We start from the raw sequence: 8326 nt of genomic DNA on the forward strand, positions 1-8326 counted from the left end.
GCCGCGGCGGGGCCGGCTCCGCCACCGGAGGCGGGGAGGCGGCGGCGACGGGTCGCCCGGCGAGGTAGGCCTCGATGTCGGTGCGCATCGCGGCGGCCGACTGGTAGCGGTCCTCGAGCCGCTTGGCCAGGGCCTTCATCACGATGGCGTCGACGGCCGGCGGGAGCTCGGTGTCGTGGTCGGACGGCGGGTCGGCCTGCTCGCGCACGTGCTGGTAGGCGACGGCCACCGGGCTGTCGCCGACGAACGGCGGCCGGCCGGTCAGCAGCTCGTAGACGAGGCACCCGGCGGAGTAGACGTCGGAGCGGGAGTCGACGGTCTCGCCGCGGGCCTGCTCGGGGGAGAGGTACTGCGCCGTGCCGACGACCGCGGCGGTCTGGGTCATCGAGTTGGCGGCGTCGCTCATCGCGCGGGCGATGCCGAAGTCCATGACCTTGACGTCGCCGCTGGGCGTGAGCATGACGTTGCCGGGCTTGATGTCGCGGTGGATGATGCCGGCGCGGTGGCTGTAGTCGAGCGCCGACAGGACGCCGCTGGTGATCTCGAGCGCACGCTCGGGCAGGATCTTGCGGCCCTCGCGCAGGATGTCGCGGAGCGTCCGGCCGGCGACGAACTCCATGACGATGTAGGGCTGCGCCACGCCGGAGCCGTCGGTCGCGGGCTCCTCGCCGGTGTCGTAGACCGCGACGATCGAGGGGTGGTTGAGGGACGCCGACGACTGCGCCTCGCGGCGGAAGCGGGCCTGGAACGTCGCGTCGCTGGCCAGGTCGGTGCGCAGCCGCTTGACCGCGACGATCCGTCCCAGGCGGGAGTCGGTGCCCTTGCGGACCTCGGCCATGCCGCCGCGGCCGAGCAGCTCGCCCAGCTCGTAGCGGCCGCCGACCAGCGTGGGGCTGTCGTCGGACCTGTGGTCGTTCACGGGATCGTCTCTCCCTCGGTGGGCACCTCGACGGCGGGCGACTCGGTCACGGTGGGCTCCGAGGTCGGCGGCTCCGTCGTGGGCTCGGACGTGGGCGGCGGGTCGGAGGTCGGCTCCGACGTGGGCGGGTCGGAGGTGGGCTCGGGCGCGTCCTCGTAGTAGCTGACGCGGATCGTCTCGCCCGGCTCGACGTCGCCGCTGGGGTTGACCGCGGTGACGGTGCCGTCGCGGTCGGGGTCGTCGTTGGCCTGGCCGTTGCGCTCGACCTGGAAGCCGAGGGCGCGCAGGTCGGCCTCGACCTGGTCGATCGGCTGGCCGATGTAGAGGGCGTCGTTGACGAAGGTCGTGCCCGGGGTCGTCGGCTCCGAGGTGGCCTCGGTGGTGGGTCGGCTGGAGGCCGTCGTCGACGTCGGGCCGGAGGCCGGCTCGTCGTCGTCGTCACCGCCGGTGAGCAGCAGCGTCACTACCACGGCCAGCGCCACCACCAGCAGCACGACGAACACCAGCGGCCACGGGTTGGTGCGCTGGTCGTCGGCGACGTGGGTGGTCGAGGTGGCCGGCGGCACCGGCACCACCGGCGGCGGGTCGTACGGCGCCGCGGCGAGCACCTGGGTGCGCGAGTCGTCGGCGGGCGGCGCGACCACGGGAGGCACGGGGGGCGGCACGCGCACGGCCGCGGTCGCGGGGTCGCGCAGGGCGGCCGCGAAGGCGGCGCCGTCGGCGTAGCGGTCTGCAGGGTTCTTGGCGAGCGCGCGCGTGACGACGGCCGCGAGGTCGGCCGGGACCCGGGCGGGCAGCGTCGGGACCGGCTCGCGGATGTGGGCCAGGGCGGTGGCGACGGGGGAGTCGGCGTCGAAGGGCCGGCGTCCGACCAGGCACTCGTAGGCGACCACGCCGAGGGCGTAGACGTCGGAGGCGGCGGTGGCCGGGCGGCCTTCGGCCTGCTCGGGGGAGAGGTACTGCGGGGTGCCCATCACGGCGCCCGTGCGGGTGATCCCGACGCCGTCGGCGGCGCGGGCGATGCCGAAGTCGGTGACCTTGATCTTGCCGGCGGGGGTGACGATGAGGTTGGCGGGCTTGACGTCGCGGTGGACGATGCCGGCCCGGTGGGCGGCACCGAGCGCGTCACCGACCTGGGCGAGCAGGTCGCGCACGGCGACCGGGTCGAGGTCGCGGCCGGCGCTGATGAGGCTCGAGAGCGGCTGGCCCTCGACGAGCTCCATCACCAGGAACGGGCGGGGGTGGCCCGAGCCGTCGGTGGCCTCGCGCTCGCCCACGTCGTAGACGGCGGCCACGCCGGGGTGGTGCAGGGCGGCGGCGTGACGGGCCTCGGTCTCGAACCGCGACCGGAAGACCGGGTCGTCGGCGTACTCGGTCTTGAGCAGCTTGACCGCGACCTCGCGGCCGAGGGAGGTGTCGGTCGCGCGCCACACCTCGCCCATGCCGCCGGTCGCGATGCGGGAGTCGAGCCGGTAGCGGCCGGCGGTGTCGGCGAAGTCGGTCATCTCGTGCTCCTCTCGCTGGTGGGGGACGTCGGTGCTGCACTCACTGCGGGACTCACTGCGGGACTCACTGGAGGATCGCCTCCATCACGGCCTTGGCGATCGGCCCGCCGAGGCGGCCGCCGGCGATCTCCTGGCCGGGGGCGTCCTCGATCATGACGGCCACCGCCACGTCGGCGTCGCCGGCGGGGGCGAACGACACGAACCAGCCGTACGGCGCCGCGCCGGCCACCCCGCGCTGGGCGGTCCCGGTCTTGCCGGCCACCTCGACGCCGTCGATCTGCGCGGGCTCCGCGGTGCCCTCGTCGACGGTGGAGACGAGCACCTCGGTGAGGGTACGGGCGGTGTCCTCGGAGATGGCCCGGGACAGCTCCTCGGGCTCGGTCTGCTGGGCGTCGAAGTCGGCCTGCTGCACCTCGTCGACGATGTAGGGCCGCATGACCACGCCGTCGTTGGCGATCGCACCGGCCACCATCGCCATCTGCAGCGGCGTGGCCTGGACCTCGAACTGGCCGAACCCGGCCTGGCCGACCTCGGGCGGGGTGAGCTCGGCGGGGAAGGCGGAGCGGACCTGACCGTCGAGGTCCTCGAGGTAGTCGCTGTTGAAGCCGAACTTCTCGGCCTGGCGCAGCATCTCCTCGGACCCGACGTCGATGGCGAGCTGGGCGAAGGTCGTGTTGCAGGACTGCTCCATCGCCTTGCGGAGCGTCAGGCCGTCGGTCGGGCAGTCGCGGCCCTCGTTGTCGACGAGGCCGGAGTCGCCCGTCGTCTGGGGCAGCTGGAACGTGGGACCGCCGGGGACGATGTCGTCGGGCCCGTCGTACTGCCCCGACTCGAGGGCGGCGGCCGCGGTGACGATCTTGAACGTCGACCCGGGGAAGAGCCGCTTCTGGATCGCCCGGTTGACCAGCGGCTCGCTGTCGTCCTGGAGCAGCCGCTGGTAGGTCTCGTCGCGGGCGCCGAAGTCGTGGGTCGCGAGGTTGTTGGGGTCGAAGGTCGGCAGCGACACCATCGCCAGGATCTTGCCGGTCGACGGCTCGATGGCGACGACCGAGCCCTCGACGTCGTCGCCGAGCGCGGCCAGGCCGTCGAAGGCGGCGCGCTGGGCGTCGGGGTCGAGCGTCAGCTGGACGCTGCCGCCGCTGGGCGGCTTGTTGCCGAGCAGGTCGATGAGGCTGCCGATGAACAGGCGGGGGTCGTCACCGGACAGCACCTGGTTCTGAGACGACTCGATGCCGGTGCTCGAGCCGAAGGAGAAGTAGCCGGTGACCGGGGCGTAGAGGAACGGGCTCGTGTAGGAGCGGAGGTACTTGTACTCGTCGTCGACCTTGTCGCTCTCGGCGATGGGCGTGCGGCCGACGAGGATCGCGCCGCGCTGGCTGGAGTAGGCCGCCTCCTTGACCCGGCGGTTCTCGGGGCGGTCGTTGCGGGAGGACGACTGGACGAAGCCGTTGTTGGTCGCCGTGGCCATCAGCGCCAGGAAGAGGAGCAGGAAGAAGATCGAGACCGTGCGGATGGGCTTGTTCACTCAGCGCGCCACCTTGATGACCTGGGTCGACTCGGCGGCGGCCGCGTCCTCGTCGACCGGCTCGAGCTCGGGCACCGGGCGCCGGGCCTGGTCGGAGATGCGGAGCAGCAGGGCGACGATCACCCAGCTGGCGACCAGCGAGGACCCGCCGTAGGACAGGAACGAGGTGGTGAGGCCGGTGAGCGGGATCAGCCGCGTCACGCCGCCGACCACGACGAAGATCTGGAGGGCGAAGATCGCCGCGAGGCCGGTGGCCATGAGCTTGCCGAAGCCGTCGCGCGAGATCAGGGCGGTACGCAGCGCGCGCTCGACCAGGACGCCGTAGAGCAGGAGCACGGCGATGACCCCGGTCAGCCCGAGCTCCTCGCCGATGGCGGCCATGATGAAGTCGGACTCGGCGTAGGGAACGCGGGTGGGGTCGCCGTCGCCGAAGCCGCGGCCGATCAGCCCGCCGTAGGCGAACCCGAAGAGGCCCTCGACGAGCTGGTAGCTGTTCTCCCCGGCGGGCCCGTTGTAGTACTCGAACGGGTGCAGCCAGGTGTCGACGCGGACGCGCACGTGGCCGAAGAGCCGGTAGGCCATCGTCGCGCCGCCCAGGAACATGAGCGCGCCGACGATGATCCAGCCGGGCCGCTCGGTGGCGACGTAGAGCATCAGGAGGAACAGCCCGAAGAAGAGCAGGCTCGAGCCGAGGTCCTTCTGGAAGACGAGGATGCCGAGGCTGATCAGCCACATCGCGACGATCGGCCCGAGGTCGCGGCCGCGCGGCAGGTCGACGAAGAGCACCCGGCGCCCAGCCAGCGCGAGGGCGTCGCGGTGCTGGACGAGGTAGCCGGCGAACGCGATGACGAGCAGCACCTTGGCCACCTCGCCGGGCTGGAAGCTGAACGGCCCGACGCTGATCCAGATGCGCGCGCCGTTGATGATCAGCCCCAGGCCGGGCACCAGCGGCAGCAGGAGCAGCACGATCGCCAGCAGACCCGCGGTGTAGGTGAACCGCGCCAGGATCCGGTGGTCACGCAGGATCAGCAGGGTGCCGACGAAGAGGATCACGCCGACCGTCATCCAGGTGAGCTGCTGACGCGCGAAGGAGGCGCCGTCGGCGAGGTCGAGCCGGTGGATCACGGCGAGCCCGAGCCCGTTGAGGGCGGCGACGACCGGGAGCAGGACGGGGTCGGCGTAGGGCGCCACGAGGCGTACGACGACGTGGGCGCCGACCATCAGGGCGGCGAGCCAGCCGCCGTAGCCGATGATGTCGGGCGGCACCTCGCCCTCGACGCCGAGGCCGACGGCGGCGTAGCCGCCCACCCCGACGGCCAGCGCGAGGACGAGCAGGAAGAGCTCGGCCCCGCGGCGTCGCCGGTGGACGAACCCCATGAGGGCGGAGGAGCCGGGTGCTGCCGTCGTCGTCGCCACGTCAGCTTCCGGTCTCGTCGGCGGGCATCCGCTTGGCGCTGAGCTCCTCGACCCGGTCGCGGGCCTCGGCGAGGTCGTCGACCGGGATGCCCTCGCGGACCATGTCCTGGTCGAACTCCTCGAGCTCGTCGACCCGCAGCGTGGTCACGACGACGACCTCGGAGAGGTCGAGGCCCGGCAGCGAGGCGTCGATGCCGTGGTGGATCACCACGACGCCGTCGGCCTCGCCGACGTAGTACTGGCGCTGCACGTAGGACCACGCGGCGGCCGCGCCGATCCAGAGGATGCCGACGACGATCACGAGGGCCATCACGCGGCGCAGCCAGGTGTAGCGCGGTCGCGGCTGGGGGGCGTAGCGCACCGCCTCGGGGTCGACCGGGCGCAGCGGGTCGGAGGCGACGGCGTAGGGCAGGTCGTCGGGGATCTCGGCGTCGACCGGCTCGAGCTCGCCGGTGTCGCCGGAGCGGTGGCCGCGGAACAGCCCGCGGGGCAGCTTGCGCTTGAGCTCGGCCGCGGCGCCGACCAGCATCGGCTCGAGCTCGGCGTAGGCCGGGTCGGCGGCGGCCGCCTCGGCGGTCACCACGTCGGCGACGATGCAGGTGACGTTGTCGGAGGAGCCGGCCTCGAGGCTGGCGCGGACGAGCTCGACGGCCGCGTAGTCGGGGGTGCCCATCGAGAGGATGTCGGCGAGCCGGCCGTCGACGAGGACGCCGCACGCGCCGTCGCTGCAGAGGAACAGCCGGTCGCCGTCGACGAGCTCGAGCACGAACAGGTCGGGTTCGGCCTCGTGGATGCCGTCGAGGGCCTTGAGGATCAGGTTGCGGTGGGGGTGGACGCGGGCCTCGGCCTCGGTGATCCGCCCCTCGTCGATGAGGCTCTGGACGAACGTGTGGTCGGTCGTGAGCTGGCTGATCTCGTTGTCGCGGAAGAGGTAGGCGCGACTGTCGCCGACGTGGCCGATGCCGACGCGGCGCCCGTCGAAGAGCGCGACGGTCGCCGTGGTGCTGGTGCCGTTGATCGTGGGGTCGGCGTCGACCAGGCGGCCGATCTCCTCGTGGGCGCCGTGCAGCGCGAGGGTGACCCGGTCGAGCAGGCTCGGCTCGCCCTCGGTCCCCGGGGGGCCGGGGTCGACGTCGAGGTTGCGCAGCTCGGAGACGGCCGTCGAGGAGGCGATGTCGCCGCGGGCCGCGCCGCCCACGCCGTCGCAGACGGTGAGCAGCCAGGGTCCGGCGTAGCCGGAGTCCTGGTTGTCCTTGCGGACCCGGCCCACGTCGGAGATGGCGGAGTAGTGCAGGGCCAGGGTCTCGCCGGGGGGCGGGGGGACCGGCCCGGGGGCCGGCGCCGCCGGAACCACCGGGTTCTCGCGCGTCTCGTCGGGGTCGTCGCCAGGGGTCTCGGTCACTTCTGCAGCTCCAGGATCGTCTTGCCGATCCGCACCTGGGTGCCGAGCGTGATCGTGGTGGGCTGGGTGATCCGGACGTTGCCGATGTAGGTGCCGTTGGTCGAGCCGAGGTCCTCGACGAACCACTGGTCACCGGACGCGGCGATGCGCGCGTGGCGCGTGGAGACGTAGTCGTCGTCGAGGCGGATGGCCGCGTCGGTGCCGCGGCCGATGAGGATCGGGGCCCGGTCGAGGCCGGCGGTCGCGCCGGTGTTGCTGCCCTGGGTCACCGCGACGTGGGTGGGGGAGCCCTTGCGCTTGGACGCCTTCTGCTTCGGCGGCTTCGGGGCGCCGGGGGCGCGGGCGGTGCGCTGGGCCTCGGGCACCCGCGCGCCGAACATGTCGGAGCGGATGACCGAGATGGCGGCCAGCACGAAGATCCAGAGGATCGCGAGGTAGGCGATGCGGATCAGGAAGTAGGTGAGCTCAGACACCGTGTGCCTCCTGACCGGGCTGGCCAGGCTGACCGGGCTGCCCGGGCCCGCCCACGTCGTCGTGGACGATGCGCACGGTCATGGTCGTCGTGCCGACCTTGACCACCGAGCCCTCGCGCAGCGTGGCGCGCGGGACCTTGCGGCCGTCGACGCTGATGCCGTTGGTCGAGCCGAGGTCGTGGACCTCGACCAGCGGGTCCTCGCCCTCGCGGCCGAGCGTGATGTTGAACTCGAGGTGACGGCGGCTGATGCCGGGGTCGTTGATGCGCAGGTCGGCGTCGGTGCCGCGCCCGACGACCAGGCCGGGGGGCAGCAGCGGGTGCTGGCTCCCGTTGACCTCGATGAGGGCCACAGCCCGGCGTACCTGGGTGTGGCTGGCGGTGCCGACGACCTTGGCCTGCGCCTCGCTGCGGATGCGGAACCGGCCGGTCGAGAGGTCGTCGGCCTCCTCGAACCCGATCCGGATGGGACCGGGGAAGACGTAGGACTGGCCGGCGGCGTGCTGCTGGAGCTGGTCGGACAGCTCGCGCGCCAGCGTCGAGTCGTAGGGCGCGAGCCGGCCCAGGTCGGTCGCCGACAGCTCGACGTGGAAGTCGTTGGGCACCAGCCGGCGGTCGCGGGAGAGGATCTGCGCGTTGTTGTCGAGCTCGCGCTCGAGGGCCGCCGCGATCTCGACCGGCTGGACGGCGCTGCGGAACGTCTTGGCGAACGCGCCGGAGATCATCGACTCGAGGCGCCGCTCGAAGCGCTGCAACCCGCCCACGGCACACCTCCTCGACACGGCTCTGGCCCCGGACGGTTCCGTGGCACGACAACCGCCGGTCGCACGACCGGAAGTTCCGTCGATCGTAGCGAGGCAGGTCCCACGAACCGCGCAACCCGTCCCGCGGCGGCCCGGAGGGTTCCGGCCGGTTTGGCCGGTGCTCACGCACCGGGATAGTCTTCACCGGCTACTTGCGCGAGTGGCGGAACGGCAGACGCGCTGGCTTCAGGTGCCAGTGTCCGAAAGGGCGTGGGGGTTCAAATCCCCCCTCGCGCACACAGCGCGGTTCAGGCGAAATGGCCAGGATCGTTTAGGAATTGATG

At 72.6% G+C, this 8326-nt stretch carries 7 protein-coding genes and 1 tRNA gene; 1 reads left to right on the top strand and 7 read right to left on the bottom strand.

All coding sequences use genetic code 11. The features are described from left to right. The 7 genes from pknB to Q7T52_RS12365 all read right to left on the bottom strand — a co-directional run. A partial coding sequence (gene pknB, locus Q7T52_RS12335) for a Stk1 family PASTA domain-containing Ser/Thr kinase (protein WP_304802888.1) occupies positions 1-919 on the bottom strand: 919 nt, incomplete at its 3' end. Further along, complete coding sequence (locus Q7T52_RS12340; RefSeq protein WP_304802891.1) at positions 916-2424, bottom strand: serine/threonine protein kinase; 1509 nt, start codon at positions 2422-2424, stop codon at positions 916-918. The genes Q7T52_RS12340 and pknB, both read right to left, overlap by 4 nt. Positions 2425-2488: 64 nt before the next feature. Further along, complete coding sequence (locus Q7T52_RS12345; RefSeq protein ID WP_304802894.1) at positions 2489-3949, bottom strand: penicillin-binding protein 2; 1461 nt, start codon at positions 3947-3949, stop codon at positions 2489-2491. Then, the gene (locus Q7T52_RS12350) at positions 3950-5326 is read right to left on the bottom strand and encodes an FtsW/RodA/SpoVE family cell cycle protein (RefSeq protein ID WP_304802901.1); all 1377 of its coding nucleotides are present in this window, start codon (positions 5324-5326) and stop codon (positions 3950-3952) included. 40 nt (positions 5327-5366) lie between these two features. After that, entirely contained in the window at positions 5367-6767 is a 1401-nt protein-coding gene (locus Q7T52_RS12355; RefSeq protein ID WP_304802896.1) for a PP2C family serine/threonine-protein phosphatase, read from the bottom strand. Next, positions 6764-7240 (bottom strand): FHA domain-containing protein, encoded by a 477-nt coding sequence (locus Q7T52_RS12360; RefSeq protein WP_304802898.1) that lies wholly within the window; start codon positions 7238-7240, stop codon positions 6764-6766. The genes Q7T52_RS12355 and Q7T52_RS12360 overlap by 4 nt, the downstream gene beginning before the upstream one ends. Further along, entirely contained in the window at positions 7233-8003 is a 771-nt protein-coding gene (locus tag Q7T52_RS12365) for a DUF3662 and FHA domain-containing protein (protein WP_304802900.1), read from the bottom strand. The genes Q7T52_RS12360 and Q7T52_RS12365 overlap by 8 nt, the downstream gene beginning before the upstream one ends. Before the next feature lie 193 nt (positions 8004-8196). Between Q7T52_RS12365 and Q7T52_RS12370 the strand changes: the two genes are divergently transcribed. Then, a tRNA-Leu gene (locus Q7T52_RS12370) sits at positions 8197-8279 on the top strand. Positions 8280-8326 lie beyond the last annotated feature (47 nt).

This window comes from Nocardioides sp. (assembly GCF_030655615.1).
Taxonomy (GTDB): domain Bacteria; phylum Actinomycetota; class Actinomycetes; order Propionibacteriales; family Nocardioidaceae; genus Nocardioides.

Coding starts and splice junctions, on each gene's coding strand:
- Q7T52_RS12340 (WP_304802891.1), bottom strand. CDS start 2,424: ATGACCGACTTCGCCGACACCGCCGGCCGCTACCGGCTCGACTCCCGC.
- Q7T52_RS12350 (WP_304802901.1), bottom strand. CDS start 5,326: ATGGGGTTCGTCCACCGGCGACGCCGCGGGGCCGAGCTCTTCCTGCTC.